The organism is Paraburkholderia sp. (assembly GCF_004298475.1).
Taxonomy (GTDB): Bacteria; Pseudomonadota; Gammaproteobacteria; order Burkholderiales; family Burkholderiaceae; genus Paraburkholderia; species Paraburkholderia denitrificans.
This window is the reverse complement of sequence record NZ_SCRP01000023.1, coordinates 38,766-58,787: the sequence shown is the minus strand read 5'-3', so window position 1 is coordinate 58,787 and position 20,022 is coordinate 38,766. Positions and strand designations below refer to the sequence as shown.

20 protein-coding genes are annotated in these 20,022 nt (G+C 63.7%); 7 read left to right on the top strand and 13 right to left on the bottom strand.

Annotated elements, in window-relative coordinates; translation table 11 throughout:
- Position 1: 1 nt before the first annotated feature.
- The 6 genes from potA to EPN59_RS12890 form a co-directional block, all read right to left on the bottom strand.
- A complete protein-coding gene (potA, locus tag EPN59_RS12915; protein WP_293034691.1) occupies positions 2-1,156 on the bottom strand; it encodes a polyamine ABC transporter ATP-binding protein in 1,155 nt (384 codons plus the stop codon).
- Between the two features lie 235 nt (positions 1,157-1,391).
- Entirely contained in the window at positions 1,392-2,513 is a 1,122-nt protein-coding gene (locus tag EPN59_RS12910) for a polyamine ABC transporter substrate-binding protein (RefSeq protein ID WP_293034689.1), read from the bottom strand.
- 77 nt (positions 2,514-2,590) lie between these two features.
- On the bottom strand, positions 2,591-4,024 hold the full coding sequence (locus EPN59_RS12905; protein ID WP_293034687.1) for an aspartate aminotransferase family protein: 1,434 nt from the start codon (positions 4,022-4,024) through the stop codon (positions 2,591-2,593).
- Positions 4,025-4,041: 17 nt separating this feature from the next.
- Positions 4,042-5,376: a glutamine synthetase family protein gene (locus EPN59_RS12900; protein ID WP_293034685.1), complete on the bottom strand. Its 1,335-nt coding sequence runs from the start codon at positions 5,374-5,376 to the stop codon at positions 4,042-4,044.
- Between the two features lie 31 nt (positions 5,377-5,407).
- Positions 5,408-6,217, bottom strand: coding sequence for a gamma-glutamyl-gamma-aminobutyrate hydrolase family protein (locus tag EPN59_RS12895; protein ID WP_293034684.1), 810 nt, complete (start codon positions 6,215-6,217; stop codon positions 5,408-5,410).
- 294 nt (positions 6,218-6,511) lie between these two features.
- Positions 6,512-6,736: a hypothetical protein gene (locus EPN59_RS12890; protein WP_293034701.1), complete on the bottom strand. Its 225-nt coding sequence runs from the start codon at positions 6,734-6,736 to the stop codon at positions 6,512-6,514.
- A gap of 404 nt (positions 6,737-7,140) precedes the next feature.
- Here EPN59_RS12890 and EPN59_RS12885 point away from each other — a divergent pair, with 404 nt between their 5' ends.
- The 3 genes from EPN59_RS12885 (at position 7,141) to speB (ending at position 10,405) form a co-directional block, all read left to right on the top strand.
- Positions 7,141-7,710 (top strand): cupin domain-containing protein, encoded by a 570-nt coding sequence (locus EPN59_RS12885; protein WP_293034682.1) that lies wholly within the window; start codon positions 7,141-7,143, stop codon positions 7,708-7,710.
- 74 nt (positions 7,711-7,784) lie between these two features.
- Positions 7,785-9,275 (top strand): aldehyde dehydrogenase, encoded by a 1,491-nt coding sequence (locus tag EPN59_RS12880; protein WP_293034680.1) that lies wholly within the window; start codon positions 7,785-7,787, stop codon positions 9,273-9,275.
- 167 nt (positions 9,276-9,442) lie between these two features.
- Positions 9,443-10,405: an agmatinase gene (gene speB, locus EPN59_RS12875; RefSeq protein ID WP_293034678.1), complete on the top strand. Its 963-nt coding sequence runs from the start codon at positions 9,443-9,445 to the stop codon at positions 10,403-10,405.
- Between the two features lie 6 nt (positions 10,406-10,411).
- Here speB and EPN59_RS12870 read toward each other — a convergent pair whose 3' ends face one another.
- From EPN59_RS12870 to EPN59_RS12855, 4 genes are all read right to left on the bottom strand, one after another.
- Entirely contained in the window at positions 10,412-10,549 is a 138-nt protein-coding gene (locus tag EPN59_RS12870; RefSeq protein WP_293034676.1) for a hypothetical protein, read from the bottom strand.
- A gap of 10 nt (positions 10,550-10,559) precedes the next feature.
- Entirely contained in the window at positions 10,560-11,405 is an 846-nt protein-coding gene (locus EPN59_RS12865; protein WP_293034674.1) for a carbohydrate ABC transporter permease, read from the bottom strand.
- The gene (locus tag EPN59_RS12860) at positions 11,402-12,310 is read right to left on the bottom strand and encodes a sugar ABC transporter permease (RefSeq protein WP_293034672.1); all 909 of its coding nucleotides are present in this window, start codon (positions 12,308-12,310) and stop codon (positions 11,402-11,404) included. Before EPN59_RS12860 ends, EPN59_RS12865 begins: the two co-directional genes overlap by 4 nt.
- Before the next feature lie 216 nt (positions 12,311-12,526).
- On the bottom strand, positions 12,527-13,759 hold the full coding sequence (locus tag EPN59_RS12855; protein ID WP_293034670.1) for a sugar ABC transporter substrate-binding protein: 1,233 nt from the start codon (positions 13,757-13,759) through the stop codon (positions 12,527-12,529).
- 292 nt (positions 13,760-14,051) lie between these two features.
- Here EPN59_RS12855 and EPN59_RS12850 point away from each other — a divergent pair, with 292 nt between their 5' ends.
- From EPN59_RS12850 to EPN59_RS12840, 3 genes are all read left to right on the top strand, one after another.
- The gene (locus EPN59_RS12850) at positions 14,052-14,825 is read left to right on the top strand and encodes an SDR family oxidoreductase (protein WP_293034668.1); all 774 of its coding nucleotides are present in this window, start codon (positions 14,052-14,054) and stop codon (positions 14,823-14,825) included.
- 62 nt (positions 14,826-14,887) lie between these two features.
- Positions 14,888-15,955, top strand: coding sequence for a sn-glycerol-3-phosphate ABC transporter ATP-binding protein UgpC (gene ugpC, locus EPN59_RS12845; RefSeq protein WP_293034666.1), 1,068 nt, complete (start codon positions 14,888-14,890; stop codon positions 15,953-15,955).
- 69 nt (positions 15,956-16,024) lie between these two features.
- Positions 16,025-16,897, top strand: coding sequence for an SIS domain-containing protein (locus EPN59_RS12840; RefSeq protein WP_293046128.1), 873 nt, complete (start codon positions 16,025-16,027; stop codon positions 16,895-16,897).
- A 20-nt stretch (positions 16,898-16,917) separates the two neighbouring features.
- Here the strand turns inward: EPN59_RS12840 and EPN59_RS12835 are convergent, their stop codons facing one another.
- Positions 16,918-17,400, bottom strand: coding sequence for an Lrp/AsnC family transcriptional regulator (locus EPN59_RS12835; RefSeq protein ID WP_293038260.1), 483 nt, complete (start codon positions 17,398-17,400; stop codon positions 16,918-16,920).
- A gap of 263 nt (positions 17,401-17,663) precedes the next feature.
- Between EPN59_RS12835 and EPN59_RS12830 the strand changes: the two genes are divergently transcribed.
- Positions 17,664-18,290 carry a LysE family translocator gene (locus EPN59_RS12830; protein ID WP_293038263.1) on the top strand — a complete coding sequence of 209 codons (627 nt, stop codon included), beginning with the start codon at positions 17,664-17,666 and terminating at the stop codon, positions 18,288-18,290.
- Between the two features lie 141 nt (positions 18,291-18,431).
- Here the strand turns inward: EPN59_RS12830 and EPN59_RS12825 are convergent, their stop codons facing one another.
- Both EPN59_RS12825 and EPN59_RS12820 read right to left on the bottom strand, forming a co-directional pair.
- Positions 18,432-19,412, bottom strand: a complete 981-nt coding sequence (locus tag EPN59_RS12825) for a DUF2242 domain-containing protein (RefSeq protein WP_293038266.1) — start codon at positions 19,410-19,412, stop codon at positions 18,432-18,434.
- 153 nt (positions 19,413-19,565) lie between these two features.
- On the bottom strand, positions 19,566-19,994 hold the full coding sequence (locus tag EPN59_RS12820; protein ID WP_293038269.1) for a rubredoxin: 429 nt from the start codon (positions 19,992-19,994) through the stop codon (positions 19,566-19,568).
- Positions 19,995-20,022 lie beyond the last annotated feature (28 nt).

Sequence of the window (20,022 nt, the reverse complement as noted above, 5' to 3'; positions counted from 1 at the left end):
CTCATTGCGTGAGCACAACGCCGCTGGCGGGCGACCAGGACACATAGACGTCGTCGTTCCAGACGGGCGCATCGTCGCTCGTGAGGTGCGAACTGGAGAGGTTCGAGACGACCACCTTGCCGCCCGGCAGGCGCACGTGATAGAGCGAGTAGCTGCCCATGTACGCGACGTTCGTGACGACGCCGCGCGCCCAGTTGTGCTGCGAGGCAGGCTTTTCGCGCGTGACGCGCACGCGCTCGGGGCGCACGGAGATGCCCACGGGCATGCCGAGCGGGCCGGTGACGCCGTGGCTCACGTACATGCGCGTTTCCAGATCCTCGCTTTCGACGAAGATGTGATCGGGTTCGTCTTCGACCACGTTGCCTTCGAAGAGGTTGGTCGAGCCGATGAACTCGGCGGAAAAGCGGCTGTTGGGGAATTCGTAGACCTGGCTCGGCGAGCCGATCTGCACGATGCGGCCTTCGCTCATGACGGCGAGCCGGTTGGCCATCGTCATCGCTTCTTCCTGATCGTGCGTGACCATCACGCATGTCACGCCGACCTTCTCGATGATGTTCACGAGTTCGAGCTGGGTTTTCTGGCGAATCTTTTTGTCGAGCGCGGACATCGGCTCGTCGAGCAGCAGCAGCTTTGGACGCTTCACGAGCGAGCGCGCGAGCGCCACGCGCTGCTGCTGGCCGCCGGAAAGCTGGTGCGGCTTGCGCCTGGCATATCGGCTCATCTGCACGAGATTCAGCGCGTCGGCCACGCGCTCGCGGATCTCGTTCTTCGGCACGCCTTCCTGCTTGAGGCCGAATGCGACGTTCGATTCGACGCTCATGTGCGGAAAGAGCGCATACGACTGGAACATCATGTTGACGGGGCGACGATACGGCGGCAGCGTCGCGAGGTCTTCGCCGTCGACGAAGATGCGGCCCGACGTGGCGGTTTCGAGCCCGGCGAGCATGCGCAGCAGCGTGGACTTGCCGCAGCCCGAACTGCCGAGCAACGCGAAGAGTTCGTTCTTGGCGATGTTCAGGCTGACATGATCCACGGCGGTGCTGTCGCCGAATTTCTTGACGACGTTTTCGATTCGCACGAAGGCGTCGTTGGGGATAGCCGCGGCGCCCGATGCACGCGCGGCCGCATTGGCGCTGACTGTTGACGTCGAATTCATGATGTAACCTTGTAGTTCCTTTCTGATCGCAGGCGCGAGCGGTCCCGCACGGGGCGCATGACGCGACTCGCGGATATCAGTACTGCGAACGAGGCTCGGGGGATGCCGTGCGCGCCGTCACGGAATACGGCGCGGCACAACCGGACTTCAGACTTCAGGCTTCAGGCGGGGAGGGGTCGAGCGATCCCTCTTCCGCAGTGTCTCCTTCATGTTTTCTTCAGGGGCTTTCAGGGCATCAGTGGCCCGTCTTGAGCTGCGCCCAGAGACGGTTTTCCAGACGCAGGATATCGGCGGGCATCGGCTTCATCAGCGTCATCTTCTTCAGGACATCTTCCGGCGGATACACCGTCGTGTCCTGCACGACCGCCGGCGTCACGAACTGGTGAGCGGCCTTGTTCGCGGTCGGATAGAACACTTCGTTCGTGATCTGCGAATTGACCTTCGCATCTTCGATGTAGTTGATCCACTTCATCGCGGCTTCGGGGTGCGGCGCATCCTTCGGCACGACCATCACGTCGAACCACAGCAGACCGCCTTCCTTCGGGTTCGAGAATTTGAGGTGATACGAACGTTTGGCTTCCTCGGCGCGGCGGTGCGCGATGCCGACGTCGCCCGACCAGGCCACCGCGACGCAGACGTCGTTGTTGACGAGGTCGTTGATGTAGCCCGACGAGTTGAACTGGGTGATGTACGGGCGGACTTTCTTCAGCACTTCAAAGGCGGCCTGATAATCGGCGGGATTCGTGCTGTTCGGGTCCTTGTGCATGTACTGCAGCGTGGCGGCGAACACGTCCACGGCCTGATCGAGGAACGACACGCCGCAGCCCTTGAGCTTCGAGAGATTTTGCGGATCGAACACGAGCGCCCAGCTATCGGCCGGCGCGTTGTCGCCGAGCGCCTTCTTGACGGCCTCGACGTTGTAGCCGATGCCGTCGGTGCCGAAGGCCCAGGGCACGCCGTACTGGTTGCCCGGATCGGCGTCCGCGATCATGTGCATGAGCACCGGATCGAGGTTCGCGAGGTTCGGGATCTTGGCCTTGTCGAGCTTCTGGTACACGCCGGCCTGAATCTGCTTGGCCATGTAGTTCGATGTCGGCACAACGATGTCGTAGCCCGAGCTGCCTGCGAGCAGCTTGGCCTGCAGCGTGTCGTCGCTGTCGTAGTTGTCGTACTTCACCTTGATTCCGCTTTGCTTTTCAAAGCCCGGAATCGTGTCCTTCGCAATGTAGTCGGACCAGTTATAGACGTTCAATACGTCGTCCGCTGCGCGCGCCGGCTGGCTCGAAGTAGCCGTGAGGCCCGCGCACAGAGCGAGGGCGGCAGCCGCGACCGCATGACGAAGATGACTAACACTCATTTTGGTATCCCCTGAAGTGAAGGTTGACCGGCGACGCCTGCGCCCCGCGGCACGCCGCCGGTCAAAGACAAGTGGCGTTACATAAGTCCCAGTTGTTGCGCGGTTGCGTCGATGGCGGCCTTCGCCTTCGACACGATTTCATCGATCTCGGCGCGCGTGATCACGAGCGGCGGCGAAAGCAGCATGCGGTCGCCGGTGGCGCGCATGATCAGGTTGCCGTTGAAGCAGAAGTCGCGGCACAGCGTGCCGACGTCGCCGCCGTTGGCAAAGCGCTTGCGCGACTTCGGATCCTGGGCGAGCTGGATGCCGGCGACGAGGCCGACGCCCGAGATGTCGCCCACGATCGGATGCTTGCCGAGCGTCTCGCGCAGACGTTGCTGGAAATACGGGCCGGTGTCCGCCTTCACGCGCGCGACGATGCCGTCGTCGCGCAGCAGCTTGAGGTTCGCGACGGCGACGGCTGCCGCCACCGGGTGACCCGAATAGGTGAGGCCGTGGTTGAAGTCGCCGTTCTCGATGATCGCCTTCGCCACGCGGTCGTGCAGACCCACCGCGCCCATCGGCACATAGCCGCTCGTGAGGCCCTTGGCCATCGTGATCAGGTCCGGCTCGAAGCCGAAGTGCTGATGCGCGAACCATTCGCCCGTGCGGCCGAAGCCGCCGATCACTTCGTCCGCGCAGAGCAGAATGTCGTACTTGCGGCAGATGCGCTGGATTTCCGGCCAGTAGGTTGCGGGCGGGAAGATCACGCCGCCTGCGCCCTGGAACGGCTCGCCGATGAATGCGGCGACATTCTCCGCACCGACTTCGAGGATCTTCGCTTCGAGCTGCTGTGCGCGTGCGAGGCCGAACGCTTCCGGCGTCATGTCGCCTTCGGCCTCGCCGAAGAAATACGGCTGGTCGATGTGAACGATGTTCTCGACCTTCGACGGCATCTGGTCGTGCATGTAGCCCATGCCGCCGAGCGTGCCGCCCGCGATGGTCGAACCGTGATAGCCGTTCTTGCGCGAGATGACGACCTTCTTCGACGGCTTGCCCTGCGTGAGCCAGTATTGATGCACGATGCGCAGCACCGTGTCGTTGCCTTCGGAGCCGCTGTTGCAATAGAAGAAGTGATTGAACGGCTCGGGCGACAGTTCGGCGAGCAGCGCCGAAAGTTCGATGACCGGCGGGTGCGTCGTCTTGAAGAAGGTGTTGTAGTACGGCAGTTCCTGCATCTGCCGGTAAGCGGCGTCGGCCAGTTCCTTGCGGCCATAGCCCACGTTCACGCACCACAGACCGGCCATGCCGTCGATGATCTTGTTGCCCTCCGAGTCCCACAGATACACGCCCTTCGCTTTCACGATCACGCGGCTGCCGTGCGCGTTCAGCGAGCCCATGTCCGAGAAGGGATGGATGTGATGCGCGGCGTCGAGAGCGCGGTACTCGCTCGTGGAGCGCGCGGCCTGCGCGTGCAGCATCGTCGGGGCGGGTTGGATGGCGCTTGCGGGCGCATCGATTCGGTAGCTCATTGTTTGTCTCCTTGCGGTTACACGTGCAACAGCAGATGTTTGCGTTCCCACGAACTGATCACGCGGAAATACGCTTCATATTCGGTTTCCTTCAACGCCAGATAGGCGCGCACGAATTTCTCGCCGAGGATGTCTTTCAGCGGTTCGCATGCGCTCATCAACGTGAGGCCCTCTTCGAGATTGCGCGGAAGCTGGTACGGCAGCGCGTAGCCGTCGCTCACGAGCGGCTCGGTCGGCTTCAGATGTTGCGTGAGGCCGAGGTAGCCCGCGGCGAGCGTCGCGGCAATCGCGAGGTACGGGTTCGTATCCACGCCCGGAATGCGGTTCTCGACGCGGCGCGCGGCGGGCGACGAGTACGGCACGCGAAAGCCCACCGTGCGGTTGTCGTAGCCCCATGCAACGTTGATCGGCGCGGCCATGAAGCGCGACAGGCGGCGGTACGAATTGATGTACGGCGCGAAGATCGGCATCAGTGCGGGCGTGTATTTCTGCAGGCCCGCGATGTACGCGTAGAACATGTCGGTGGGCTTGCCGTCCTGACCCGTGAACAGGTTCTGGCCGCTTTCGGCGCTCACGAGGCTCTGGTGCACGTGCATGGCCGAGCCCGGCTCGTTCTCCATCGGCTTCGCCATGAAGGTGGCGTACATGTGGTGGCGCAGCGCCGCTTCGCGCACCGTGCGCTTGAACAGGAATACGCGGTCGGCAAGATTGAGCGGATCGCCGTGCAGGAAGTTGATTTCCATCTGCGCGGCGCCGACTTCGTGAATCAGCGTGTCGACTTCGAGATCCTGGATATCGCAGTACTCGTAGATGTCTTCGAAGAGCGGGTCGAACTCGTTGACGGCCTCGATCGAGTAAGCCTGGCGGCCCGTTTCCGGACGTCCCGTACGGCCGATGGGCGGCGCGAGCGGGATATCCGGATCCTTGTTCATGTCGACGAGGTAGAACTCCAGTTCCGGCGCGATAACAGGCTTCCAGCCTTTCGCCTCATAGAGTTCGAGCACGCGGCGCAGCACGCGGCGCGGCGAGATTTCGACGGGCGTGCCGTCGAAGTGGACGCAATCGTGAATCACCTGCGCGGTCGGATCGACGGCCCACGGAATGATGCGGATCGTCGAGGAATCCGGCACGCAGACCATGTCCGGGTCGGTGACGCCGGTGAGGCTGCCGTCTTCCGGGTATTCGCCGGTCACGGTCTGGATCATCACGGCTTGCGGCAGCCGCATGGATTCGCCGGATTCGAACTTGCTGCGCGGAATGATCTTGCCGCGCGCAATGCCTGCCATATCGGGGATGATGGCTTCGATTTCGGTGATGTGATGCTTTTTCAGAAACTCGTCGATCTCTTGCATGATGGTTCTCTCTATCGTGTTCGGGCCGGCTTCAGGCGTGGACGGTGCGAGGCGCTTCAGCGCCAGGACTCGCGGCCCCGCCCGGTATTCGGGCCAGCATGCGTGCCCGGCAGGCTTCGCCGAACGCACGGAATATCGCGGTGGACAGGGCGTTTTGCGCATGCTTCCACTCGGGGTGCCACTGCACGCCCAGCGCGAAAGTGCGTGCATTGGCGACGCTCACGGCCTCGATGAGCCCGTCCGGCGCATGGGCTTCGGCCACGAGCCCGGCGCCGATCCGGTCGATTCCTTGCCCATGCAACGAGTTCACGCGCGCCTCGCGTGCGCCATGCGCGATACGTTGCAGCAGGCCGCCGTCGACGAGCGCGATCTGATGCGCCGGGCCATATTGCTCATCGAGCGAATCGGCCTTGTTTTCACGGTGATCGTCGAAGCCTTCCACGGCGTGCACGTGTTGATGCAGCGTGCCGCCGTACACGACGTTCATTTCCTGAAAGCCGCGGCAGATCGCGAGGACCGGCACGCCGGCCTCGATGGCGGCGCGCATGAGCGGCAGCGTGGTTGCATCGCGGTGCGGGTCGTGCAGCGTGCCCGGCTCGCTCTGCGCACCGCCGTAATGATGCGGTTCGACGTTCGAGTAGCTGCCCGTGAAGAGCAGCCCGTCGACGGCGTCGAGCAGATCGGCGGCGGCCTGATGCGCGCCGAGTGCGGGCACCACGAGCGCGAGTGCGCCCGCGCCGTCCACGGCGGCGGTGATGTACTTCTCGCCGGTGACGTGCGACGCATGTGCGCCTGTCATGTTTCGATCGGCAGTGACGCCGACCAGAGGTTTCATTCGCATGGCTAAAGTTCTGCTTCCTTGGTCCGCCGATATGCGCAATTCATGAATTGCGGGAAATGCAGCGGGTGTGACATGACCTTGCAGCCCCGCAAGAAGCGGGGCCGCAACCCTGGATTGCAGCAAGCGCCTGGCTAACGCATGGCGCTGCGCGTAGAGATCATGTAGGCGGTTCGTTTCCTGCCGATGTGCGGCGCAACCGTGGTTGGACGCGCGCAGTCATTTCGCATTGGCGAGGCGACTGGCCTCACGGGCGAAAGACGACAGAAACGGCGAACAGCGCAGGAAGGAGAGGCGCTAGGGCAGCAGCGACGCGACTTCGTCCGTATGGACGGCGATGAACGCGCGCGCGGAGATGGCATTACGGCGCCGGACCGACCGGCGCGAAAGTATCGTGATGGCGGATAAAAGCAGGCGAGAGGCAAGCCTGCCGCTACTGCCATCGGCGATGGCGGCACAGTCGCTGCGAAGACACCTCGCAGGACTTTGATGCCATCGGACCAGAGGGCCACGGACTCTCACAATTGCACTCGACTGGGTGACGTTGAACATGGGTTCATTCCCGCTGCGAACGCGCATACGGCCAACGTTGCATCAACTGGAACGCGGTCGTCTTCCGAAGTCCTTCGCATCGCTACTCATATGCGGCACTGCAGCGTAGCAGCGGGAACTTCATCATGCCGACCTGTGATTCAGGATATACGAGCCAAAATAGGCGTCAATTATTTTTTAACGTTTTCGGGGTCAGCACTTTCCCGAGTTTCCGCCGGAACGGGCTTGCGCGGGGGACGTATGGCCCGATTTTGCGGCGATGCGCGCCATACAGGGGTTTCTACTGACTGAAAAAAACCCCAACTGATTAGAATATTCAACACGTCCGCTGGGTCTCACGCGCGTGCGTGCTCTTTTGTCTACGGTTCCTGAACGTGTCCGAATCTGTTTCGTCGTCCACCGAAGTCGCTGTCCGGTTGCGCTACGTGCGCAAGCGGTACGGCCTGTCCCAGCGTGAGCTTGCAAAGCGCGCGGGCGTTACCAATGGTGCGATCTCGCTGATCGAGCAAAGCCGGGTCAGCCCGTCGGTCGGGTCGCTCAAGAAGCTGCTCGAATGCATTCCCATGAGTCTCGCGGAGTTCTTCACCTTCGACCTGAGCGAAGGCAGCAGCGTGGTGTCGCGGCGCGGCGAGATGCCGAATCTCGGCACGGCGTCCATCGAGTTCTATCTCGCGGGCGCGAACGTGAAAGACCGCAACATGGGCATCATGCGCGAGGTGTACCAGCCGCTCGCGGATACCGGCGCCGAAATGCTCGCCCATGCGGGCCATGAAGGCGGCGTCGTGGTGTCCGGCCAGCTCGAACTGAGCGTGGACGGCACGACCTGGCTGCTCGACCCCGGCGACAGCTACTACTTCGAGAGCCGCCTGCCGCACCGTTTTCGCAATCCCAGCGCGAACGACATCTGCGAGGTGGTGTCGGCAAATTCGCCGCCCACTTTCTGATCGCGCGAACCAACGGCCGTCAGCCGCGCTGTACGCGGCACGCACGGTAAATCGCACAACATTGAGGCATCCTGATGGAAAAGAAAACACTCGCTTACTGGCAGGACAAGGCTGCAACCCTGTCGATCGAAGGCCGCGCATTTATCGACGGCGCATATCGTGACGCTTACTCGGGCCGTACCTTCGACTGCGTGAGCCCGATCGATTCGCGCGTGCTCGCAAGCGTCGCGGATTGCGGGGCCGCCGATGTGGATGCGGCCGTTGCCGCGGCGCGCCGCGCGTTCGACGCGCAGGTGTGGGCGGGCCTGAATCCGCGTGCGCGCAAGGCGGTTCTGCTGCGCTGGGCCGCGCTCATGCGCGAGCATCGCGACGAACTCGCGCTGCTCGAAACGCTCGACGCGGGCAAACCCATTGGCGACACAACGACAGTCGACGTGCCGGGCGCGGCCTATTGCGTCCAATGGTTCGCGGAAGCGATCGACAAGATCGGCGGCGAAGTCGCGCCCGCCGACCACCATCTCGTGGGCCTCGTCACGCGCGAGCCGATCGGCGTGGTCGCTGCCGTCGTGCCCTGGAACTTCCCGATTCTGATGGCGTCGTGGAAGTTCGGCCCGGCGCTCGCGGCGGGCAACAGCGTGGTGCTCAAGCCTTCGGAGAAATCGCCGCTCACGGCCATTCGCGTTGCGCAACTCGCGCATGAGGCGGGCATTCCGGCAGGTGTGTTCAACGTGCTGCCGGGCGGCGGAGAGCCGGGCAAGCTGCTGGCGCTGCATCGCGACGTGGACTGCCTCGCGTTCACGGGTTCGACGGGTGTGGGCAAGCAGATCATGCAGTACGCAGGCCAGTCGAATCTCAAGCGCGTGTGGCTCGAACTGGGCGGCAAGTCGCCGAACATCGTGCTGCCTGACTGCCCGGATCTCGACCGCGCCGCGAACGCCGCAGCCAGTGCGATCTTCTACAACATGGGCGAGATGTGCACGGCCGGTTCGCGCCTGCTTGTGCATCGCGACATCAAGGACGTGTTTCTCGCGAAGCTCGTCGAGGCTGCGCGCCAATACGTGCCGGGCAATCCGCTCGACCCGAAAACATCGATGGGCGCGATTGTCGACAAGATCCAGCTCGAGCGCGTGCTGGGCTATATCGAGGCAGGCCGCAAGGAGTCGAAGCTGCTGCTGGGCGGCGAGCGCGTGAACGAGTCGAGCGGCGGCTTCTATATCCAGCCGACCGTGTTCGATACGCACCACGATTCGAAGATCGCGCGCGAAGAGATTTTTGGACCGGTGCTGTCGGTCATTACGTTCAGTACGATCGACGAAGCGGTCCGCATCGCCAACGATACCGACTACGGTCTCGCCGCTGCGGTCTGGACGGCCAACCTCACGCACGCGCACGACATCGCGCGCCGTCTGCGCGCGGGCACCGTGTGGGTCAACTGCTACGACGAAGGGGGAGACATGAACTTCCCGTTCGGCGGTTTCAAGGAATCGGGCAACGGCCGTGACAAGTCGTTGCACGCACTGGAGAAGTACACCGAGCTGAAGTCCACGCTCGTGCGGCTGCGCTAAAGGATTCGCAAGCCAGCGCGGCTGCGGGTACGTAATGCACGTAATGCATGCAATGCACGTCATGCACGCAATGCATTTGATGCCTGCCGCCGCGTTCCCAATGAATCCGGCCGCCGCGGCGCACTTTTTCCGCTTCAAGCGCTGCGGTCCTTTCAATCAGGTCTTGCATGACTGCCATCATCCATGGCGACGGCGCGATTCGCCGTCCATCGCTTCACGGTTCTTCCATCGAAAACACCTATAGCGGCGTGCTGTCGTTCATGCGACGCAACTACACGCGCGAACTCGACGGCGTCGATGTCGTCGTGTCGGGCGTGCCGTTCGATCTCGCCACGACGTTTCGCTCCGGCGCGCGGCTCGGACCTGGCGCGGTGCGTGCGGCCAGCGTGCAGCTTGCCGAACTCGATCCGTATCCGTGGGGCTTCGATCCGTTCGAAACGCTCGCGGTAACCGACTACGGCGACTGCTGGTTCGACGCTCACAATCCACTGTCGATCAAGCCCGCCATCGTGGAGCACGCACGCACGATCCTGCGCTCGAACGCGAAGATGCTCACATTCGGCGGCGATCACTTCATCACGTATCCGCTTTTGATTGCACACGCGGAAAAATACGGCAAGCCGCTTTCGCTGATTCACTTCGACGCGCACTGCGATACATGGGCCGACGATTCGCCGGACAGCCTCAATCACGGCACGATGTTCTACAAGGCCGTGAAAGATGGGCTTATCGATCCGAAGACTTCGGTCCAGGTGGGGATTCGCACGTGGAATGAGGACTTTCTCGGCATCAATATGCTTGACGCCGCGTGGGTCCACGAGCATGGTCCAGCAGCGGCGCGCCAGCGCATTCTGGATATCGTCGGCGAGCGGCCCGCGTATCTTACGTTCGATATCGACTGCCTCGATCCGGCCTTTGCGCCCGGCACGGGCACGCCGGTGCCGGGCGGTCTTTCGTCGGCGCAGGCGCTTGCGATCGTGCGCGGACTCGAAGCCGTGAATCTGATTGGCGCGGATGTGGTGGAAGTGGCGCCCGCGTACGACCACAGCGAAATTACTGCGATTGCGGCTGCGCACATTGCGTGCGACCTGCTGTGCCTGTGGCGGCAGCGCAAGGTTGCCACGCGATAAATACCGTCAACGCTCGACGAGCGGTCCCGGATTGGCGCGCACGCGCTGCAGCATCTGGCTGAACTGTTCGGCTTCTTCAGGCGTGAAGCCCGCGAGGGCTTCCGTCTGCGCTTCGTCGCCTACGCGGCGCGCGGCCGTGAGCACGCTTTTGTCGCTACTTGACCGCGCCGAGCGCGAGTCCTTTGACCATATAGCGCTGCAGCCACGCGAATACCACCGAAACGGGCAGCGTCGCCGCGAGCGTGGCGGCCATCACGAGTTGCCATTCGACGGTGTACTTGCCGGCCACCATGTCGGTGACCTGCACCGTGAGCGTCTTGTTCTCGGGCGAGCGGATCAGCGTATAGACCACGGCGAATTCATTCCACGCGCTGATGAACGTGAAGATCGCGGTGACCACCACGGCGGGCACGGCGAGCGGCAGGAACACGCGAAACACCGCGCCCATGCGGCTGCTGCCTTCGAGCCACGCCGATTCTTCGAGATCGCGCGGCACCGTCTGGAAGTACGACGAGAGCATCCACACGGCAAACGCGATGTTGAATGCCGCATACGAAACGATCACGCCGATCTTCGAATCGACGAGGTTGCCGTCGCCGAACGGAATCATCGCGGCGAGCCGGAACAGACCCACCACCAGCAGGATCGGCGAAAGCATCTGCGTGACGAGCAGGAATTGCTTGTACAGGCCGCGTCCGCGGAACGGAAAGCGTGCGAGCACGTAGGCGGCGGGCAGGCTCACGGCGAGCGCGAGCGAAGTCGAGAGCACGCTCACGATGATGCTGTTGCGCAGCGCGACGCCGAAGTTCGCGGCTTCCCACATGTCGACGTAGTTCTGCCAGCGCCAGTGCACCGGCAGCCAGCGCGCGGGAAACACGAACACTTCGGAGGCGGGCTTGAACGACGTGAAGAACATCACGGCGAACGGGAACAGCACGGCGACCACCAGCGGCGAGAGCGCGAGCCAGCAGAGCAGCGAGCGTTTGAGCTTGCGGTTCATGCGAGGTCTCCTTCCGAACTGCTGCTGCGCATGGCCTGCAGGCGCAGATAGGCGATCGAGAATGCGAACAGGATCACGAGCATGACGAGCGACACTGCCGCCGCTTCGCCGGGGCGTCCCAGACGGAAGCCTGTTTCGTAGAGGTAGGTGACGAGAATGTGCGTGCTGTCGTCGGGGCCGCCTTGCGTCATGACCCAGATGATCGGGAACGAGTTGAACACGTAGATCACGTTCAGCAGGATCGCCATGTTGATGAACGGTTTCAGCAGCGGCAGCGTGAGCTGGCGGAACTGCTGCCAGGCGCTTGCGCCGTCGATTCGCGCGGCTTCGTAGATGTCGCCCGGAACCGACGAAAGTCCGCCGAGCAGGATCGTCGTCGTGAACGGAATCGACACGAGTATGCCGACGGCAATCTCGACAGGGAACGCATATTCCGGCGTGGCGAGCCAGTGAATGGGCCCTGAAATGAAGCCGAGACGCTGCAGCGTCACGTTGACCATGCCGTAGTCGTCGTTGAACGCCCAGCGCCACACCACGGCGGTCATCGTGAGCGAGACGGACCACGGCAGCATCACGATCGTGCGCGCGACGCCGCGCCCATAGAAGTCCTGGTTGAGGATGAGCGCGACCGGCACCGAAATCAGCACGGTGCCCGCGACCACGAAAAACGTCCAGACGAGCGTGTTGCGCAGCGCGCTCATGAACACGGGATCGCCGAGCACGTTATAGAAATTCTGCAGGCCGCTGAAACCGCGGATCTGCCCGAAGCGCGACACCTCGTGCAGCGACTGGTACACGATGTTGAAGATCGGGTAACTGATGATGAACAGCGCGAGCAACAGACTCGGCACGATCAGGAGCCAGGGCGCGCGGGGTACGGCGACGGCACGGTTGGAGCGGCTCATGCGGATGGATTCGCGTGTACGGTCGGGGGCGCCGCCGGGTGCCGGACTGGCTGGCTGCGCTTGCCCGGTTTGTCTCAGGGGACCGGAAGTCATGTTGTTGCGCCGTGGTGACTACATTACTCCAACGCTCCGGCGGAGCGCCGCGCACGCGAGCCGTGCCCGCATGTGCGACGTTTCTGCCGTAGCTGCGTGATGCTGCGTGTTGCTTTCCGGCGCTTACTTGCCGAGCGACTTGTTCGCTTCCGTCGCAGCCTGGTTCAGTGCGTCGGCGGGCTTGGCCTTGCCGAGGTAGATCGACTGCATCGCGTTTGTCACGGCCTTCGCGGTGTCTTCCCAGCCCGTCACGGTCGGCGCGAACCGTGCGTGCGGCAGCAGTGCGATGAACGCCTGCGTGTCCGCATCCTTGAACGCCGGGTCGGCCGCCTCAGCCTTCGTCGTCGGCAGGAAGCCTTCCGTGCTCGTGAACTCCACGCGCGGTCCCTTCGTGAACAGGAAGTCGAGGAACTTCCAGGCGCTCTTCTTCACCTTCGAGTTCTTGAACATCATGATCGAGTCGGTCACGGCATACGTCGCGGGCGTCGTGGCGACCGGGATCGCGTCGATGCCGTAATGGATGTTCGGAGCTTCCTTCTTGAGCTGCTTTGCGAGGAACGGCGCCGAGATCATCATCGCCACGCGGCCCTGCTTGAAGAGGTTTTGCACGTCTTCGCGGCTGTAGCCCGTCACGCCCGGCTGCGTGAGGCCCTGGTCGATCATCGACTTGTAGAGCGTCGCGGCCTTCACGCCTTCCGGCGAATTGAACGCCGCCTTGCCGTCCTTGCCCACCACTTCGCCGCCGTGGGTCCACAGCGCGTAGTAGAAATACACGTCGGTTTCGATTTCCTTGCCTTGCAGACCGAAGCCGGCAATGCCCTTGGCTTTCAGCTTCTTCGACGCGTCCACCACGTCGTTCCAGGTCTTCGGACCGTTCGGATAGCCGACCGAAGCGAGCATGTCCTTGTTGTAGTAAAGCGCGCGCGCCGAAGCGGCAATCGGCAGGCCATACACCTTGCCGTTGATTTCGCCAGGCGCCAGGAACGGGCCGATGAAGCGCGCCTTGAAATTCGCGTCCATGTAGCTGTCGAGCGGTTCGGCGATGCCGTCCTTCACGAAGTCGAGCAACCAGCGCGTGCCGATAATCGCGAGGTCCGCGTTCGCGCCGCCCGCGATGTCCGTTTGCAGTTTCTGTTGCAGCGAATCCCAGTTCACGTCTTCGATCTTGATCGTCGTGCCGGGATTGGCGGCCTCGAACTGCCTGGCCATTTTTTCGAAGTACGGTGCGGTGGCGTCGCTGTAGTGCGCGACGGTCACGCGAACGGTGTCGGCGTGCGCTGCGACCGTGATGCCCGCGAAGGCGAGTGCGACGGCAAGCTTGCCGAGCATGGTGGATGCACGTTGCTGAAACGACATTCTCTATCTCCTGTAGTGGTTATGCCCTGCTATGCCGCCGCCGTGGCCCCGGCGCTGGGTTGCGTTGTTTGAAAAAATCCTACAGGATGAAAAAAGCGTTGTCACCTGGTAAACGCGATATTGGTTTCCCGTCAGCATATTGCCTAACATACTGTAAAACCGGGAGAAATCGTGCGCCGCAGCAGAAAATCCAGCGCGCGTTAACCCGGACGCCGCTGCTCTGTTTTTAAGTGATGTGTAGGAAATTTTCAGGTATGAGAGCAGGGCTAGCGAGCCTTCTGGAGAGTCGAACATGAGCCGGGTGGTGCTGGTGACGGGCGCGAGCGGCGGAATAGGCCGTGCGCTGTGCAAACAGTTTCTCGATGCGGGCGATACGGTGCTCGCGCTCGATCGCGACGAGGCGGGTGTGCAATCGTTGCGTACGCAATGGGGTGAGCAACGGCTGGAGGCGCTCGTTGCAGACGTGAGCGACGCCGACGCGCTCGCCGCTGTCGTGTCGGCTGGAGTGGCCGCGCGCGGGCCGGTAGACGTCGTCGTGGCGAATGCGGGCGGCGCGCTCGGCACGACGCTCGCGCGCACCGACGCGGCGGGCTGGCGGCGCGATATCGACCTGAATCTCAACGGCGCGTATTACACGGTCGAAACGGTGCGCCAGTCGATGATCGAGCGGCGGCGCGGCGCGATCGTGCTGGTCGGCTCCGTGAACGGACTCGCGGCGCTCGGGCATCCCGCGTATAGCGCGGCGAAGGCGGGGCTCGTGAGCTACACGAAGGCGCTGGCGATCGAATTGGGGCAGTACGGCATCCGCGCGAATCTCGTGTGCCCGGGCACGGTGAAGACGCCCGCGTGGCAGGCGCGTGTCGCGCAGCATCCGCAGATCTTCGAGGAACTGAAGAAGTGGTATCCGCTCGGCGACGTGGCGGCGCCCGAGGACATCGCCGATGCGGTGCTGTTTCTCGCGTCGCCGCAGGCGCGCGTGATCACGGGCGTTGCGCTGCCGGTGGACGCGGGCCTCATGGCCGGCAACCGGATCATGGCAAACGAACTGACGCTCGATCCGCTCTGAAGCGTCCGGACCGCAATTTGCAGAACACACGCGCGCACGCGCAATCAGCGAACGAGGCAAGCATGGCAGCGGTACAACTGAACGGCATCTACAAACGCTACGGCGAAACGCAGGTCGTGCACGGCGTCGACCTCGACATCGAGGATGGCGAGTTCGTCGTGCTGGTCGGCCCATCGGGTTGCGGCAAGACGACCCTTATGCGCATGATCGCCGGTCTCGAAGACATCAGCGGCGGCGATCTCACGATTGGCGGCACGCGCGCGAACGGCCTGCCGCCGCAGCAGCGCAACGTGTCGATGGTGTTCCAGAGCTACGCGCTCTATCCGCATCTTTCGGTGTACGACAACATCGCGTTCGGCCCGCGCATCCGCAAGGAACGCGAGGACACGTTCAAGCCGCGCATCGAGGCTGCGGCGAAGATGCTCAATCTGTCGAGCTATCTCGAACGCCTGCCGCGCGCGCTCTCGGGCGGCCAGCGCCAGCGCGTGGCGATGGGCCGCGCCGTGGTGCGCGAGCCCGCGTTGTTCCTCTTCGACGAACCGCTCTCGAACCTCGACGCCAAGCTGCGCGTGCAGATGCGCACGGAAATCAAGGCGCTGCACCAGCGCCTGCGCAATACGGTCGTCTATGTGACGCACGACCAGATCGAGGCGATGACGATGGCCGACCGCATCGTCGTGATGAACGCGGGCCGCATCGAACAGATCGGCCGCCCGCTCGATCTTTACGACCGGCCGGGCAACCTGTTCGTGGCGAGCTTCCTCGGCTCGCCTTCGATGAACTTCGCGCAGGGCACGGTGATGAGCGATGCGCGCGGCACGGCGCTCGTGCTCGAAGACGGCTTGCGCGTGCCGCTTCCCGAAGGCCGGGCGCAGCAAGGCGCGCGCGTGACGCTCGGAATCCGGCCGGAGCACATCGAGGCGGGCGGCGAGCTGCCGTTCAACGTCGACGTGATCGAGCCGACTGGCGCGGAGACCCATATGTACGGGAAAATAGGCGGCTCAACCTGGTGCGTCACCACGCGCGCGCGGCCGCAAGTCGAGCCGGGGCAGCGCATGACGCTCGGTCTGCCTCGCGCGCATTTGCATCTGTTCGACACCGAAAGCGGCAAGCGGCTCGATAGCGACTGAATTCGAAACTGAGCATTGTGCACATCGGGGCACATCGGGGCTCATCGGCCAATCCACGGGAAATCCAGCTTGCCGGTCTCCAATCTGATCCATCACATCCGCGATGTCGCCGCGTCGCTGCGGCCCGCCGAGCGCAAGGTCGCCGACATGGTGCTGGGCGACATCGACTTCGCCATGCGCGCGAGCATCACCGAGCTTGCGCAGCGCGCGGACGTGTCCGAGCCTTCGGTGACGCGCTTTTGCCGGGCGGTGGGCGCGCACGGCCTGCGCGACTTCAAGATGCGGCTCGCGCAGAGCGCGGCGGGCGGTGTGCCCTATGCGTCGCCGTCGGGCGTGGAGAGCGGCGACGAGATCGGCACGCTGCTCGACAAGGTGACCGAGTCGGTCGTGCAAGGCGTCGCGCACGCGCGCGCGTCGCTCGATCCGGCCGTGTTCGCGGCTGCGGTGGCGGCGCTCGGCAGTGCAAGGCGCGTGTACTTCTTCGGCGTGGGCGCGGGCTCGGGACTGGTCGCGCAGGACGCGGCGCTGCGCATGCTGCGGCTCGACATCGCGGCGAGCGCGTTCACCGACGCGCACCTCCAGCGGCTCTACGCCGGCCTGCTCGAACCCGGCGACGTGGCGTTCGCGATCTCGCATTCGGGGCGCAGCGTCGAGGTGAACGAGAGCATCCAGATTGCGAAGGAGCGCGGCGCGACCACCATCGCGCTCACGAATGCCGGCTCGCGGCTCGCGTGGGTGGCCGACATCCCGCTGCTGCTGCGCGTGCCCGCTGCGACGGAGCCGCATGCGCCCGGTGTTTCGCGCATCGCGCATCTCGCGGTGATCGATGCGCTCGCAATTGCCGTGGCGCTCGGCCTCGGGCCGAAGGCGCTCGCGAAAATGCGCGATGCCCAGGCGCGCAGCGACGGCGATGTCGCGAAAGCGCCGGAAAGCGGCGCATAGCGGCTGTCGAGGCGTGCGGCTTACACCTGCATCGAAGGCACGTCTTTCATGCAGCGCAACGCGAACATCGACCGGCTGTGCCGGATGCCCGCAATGCGATAGAGCTTCTCGCGCAGGAAGCGCTCATAGCCCGCGGTTCCATCGACCGCAACCTTGATCCAGTAGTCGTATTCGCCCGAGACGAGATAGGCCTCCAGCACCTCGGGCAGCGCCGCGAGCGCTTCGCCGAAGCGGGCGAGGGCGTCGTCCTCGTGGCGGTCGAGCGTCACTTCCAGAATCACGATGTCCGCGTATCCGAGCTTTTTCTGGTTCACGAGCGCGACATAGCCGTCGATATAGCCATCCGCTTCAAGCTGGCGCGTGCGATTCCAGCACGCCGTGGTGGACATGCCGACCTGTTCGGCCAGTTCGGCATTGGACAGGCGTGCATTCGTCTGCAGCGCGCGCAGGATCTTGCGATCCTGGCTGTCGAGTGTTCGGGCGGGGCGTTCGCGGGCGATCATGGTGAAAAAGAATTCTGTTCAGTCAATGCGAGTTAATACGGAATAACGTTCTGCATTCTGCCCGAGGCGGCACAAAAACAGGAAGCCTTTACAGCGGCGCGGCCGGTATATTTTCCGGCGTGCCTTCATGCCCCGGCACGACCCGTGCGGCCATCTTGCCTGCGCGGGGCGCGCCGCCGCAGCCACAAGCTGCGGCGGACCGTCCGGAGGGCGTGAAGGCATTCACACGCCGATTCCCTTGCCTGTTTTGCAGAACCACAACGATGTCGATCCAGCTGTATCTGTCTTTTCTTGCCGCCGCACTCGTACTCGTCTACACGCCCGGTCCCGTCAATGTCATGACCATGGGCCACGCGCTTCAGGCCGGCTGGCGTCATGCGCTGCCCTGCGTCTGGGGCAGCACGGTTGCCGTGCTGCTCCAGCTCACGGTGACCGGGCTTTGCCTCAATTCCCTGCTTCTCATCAGTGAGCACGCACTCACCGTGCTGCGCTGGCTCGGTGCGGCTTATCTCGTCTGGCTCGGTTTCAAGCAATGGCGCAGCGGTGCACTGGTGGGTGCACAGGCGAGTGACGATGCATCGGGCGACAGCCGCCGCGATCTGTTCTGGCGCGGCTTCGCGACCTCGGGACTCAATCCGAAGACGCTGCTGTTCTTTCCGTCGTTCTTTCCGCAGTTCATGCGTGCCGACGCGCACTGGAGCGAAAACCGTCAATTTCTGCTGCTGGCGGTGACGTTTGTCGTGCTGTTCGTGGGCGGCATGGTATCGATGGCAATGTTCTCGCACCGGCTGCGCCACACGCTGCAACGGCCCAGGCGCGTGCGCGCAATGAACCGGCTGATGGGCAGTTTGCTCGTGGGCATGGGCGCGCTGATGGTTGGGTTGCGCTAAAGCGTGCAGCCAGGCGCAAGGCGGCGCAAGAACGCGCCGCACCGCAGCGGGTGGGCGCAAGCGCGCGAGTGGGCGCTCACCTGGCGCCGCAGCGTTGCGGAGATTGAAAGGTGCCTGGGGGGCTTGAAGTGCTGGAACCGGTTAAGGCGTAGCAGGCGTTGCTGAAGCGGGTGCAGCGCCCGTTGTCGCGTTGCTGCTGCCGGTTGCGCTTGCACCTGCCGTGCTGCTGCCGCCTTGAGCTGCGGGAGCCGGAGCTGCCGTTATGGCGGGCGTGGACGCCAGCGTCGTCGCGCTGGCCGCCGCAGGCGCTGCCGCGGAAGTGGCGGCAACGTGTGTTGCCGCGGCTGCGTCGCTGGCCGCCACCGCTGCGCCGGTCGCATGCGGTGCCGTGACGGGCGCGAGCGCCGTTTGAGGCGTCACGCCTGCTGCAACGGGTCGAAGCAGGGACGCCGGATCAGCCGATGCAGCCGTTGCAGCGGTATCCGGCGCTGCCGGATGCGGTGCGGCAGCCGGCACAGTAACGGGCGGCGGCAGCGGCGTGACCTTGATCTTCCCCGCATCCGGTACGGCTTCGCTACGCGCAGCCGCACCCAGATAGTTCCCGACCAGTTCGAAGAAACGGTCGTAAAACTTGCTGGACTGGATCGTTTCGCTCGAAATCTTGACCATCGCGTCGCTGTTCGAGCGGATCGGCAGCGAGACCGACCCCAGAATCGACAATCCCACGCTTGCCGACGTATCGCTCTTCTTCAGCGCAAAGCCGTTTTGCACGGCATTCACGTAGACCATGCTCGTGTTCGTCGCGTCGCCGTCCGTACAGACCACGTGGATTTCAACCACGATGTGCGAATCGCTCTCGGGCTGGAAGTTCTTCGAGGCATCGACGGTGCCGTCGTGCCCCAGCGTCGTCATGTAACCCTGGCTCAGGAGGGCGCGGCGCGACGCTTCGCAGGCGTCGCCGCTCGCGTAGCTGAAGCTGCGCGAGAACTGGTTGGGTGCGCTGCTCAGCAGCTGATCGTCCTGGAATTTCGGCTTCGGCGACGAGCATGCGCTCAATGCGACGACAACCGCAGCCAGCAACGGACTCAGCGGATACAGGGAAAATCTCGGAAAGCGGAACATGTTCGGACCAGATCACACAGCAATGCATCGGACGGCATGCATTGTAGTTCGGTTCCGCTTTGCATGACGCAAGCGTCTGTTTTTCACCCGGACCCTGAAAGCCGTTCGTAGGCTGGGCAGCCCGTGCGACTCGTGTGGCCTGCGCGGCAACGCCTAGAACTCGACCAGCGCGAAATCGTCCTTGCCGACGTCGCAGAGCGGACAGCGCCATTCGTCGGGCACGTCTGCCCAGCGCGTACCCGGCGCGAGGCCGTCGTCGGGCGCGCCCGCCGCTTCGTCGTAGACCCAGCCGCAGATCACGCAGACCCATTGTTTGAAGCCGTCGTCGGCAGCCGTTGCGGTTGCGGTGCCGTTGTGTGCGTCGTGGGACGCTGCATCGGCGTCTTTCGCGCGCGGCGTATCGAGCGCGACGACGCGCGGCGACGACGTGCCGCCTGCGCCATGACTCAGTTGCGTCTGCAACGCTTCCAGCAATCGGGTGGCTTCATTGGCGGTGAGGTCGATCCAGTAGGGATCGCCTGCGCCGTCGTTCAGGCGTTCGGGCGAGAACTGGATTTCGAGGGCAACGCCTTTCTTGTACATGGGCAAAAACGGGGGAACTAGCGGACTG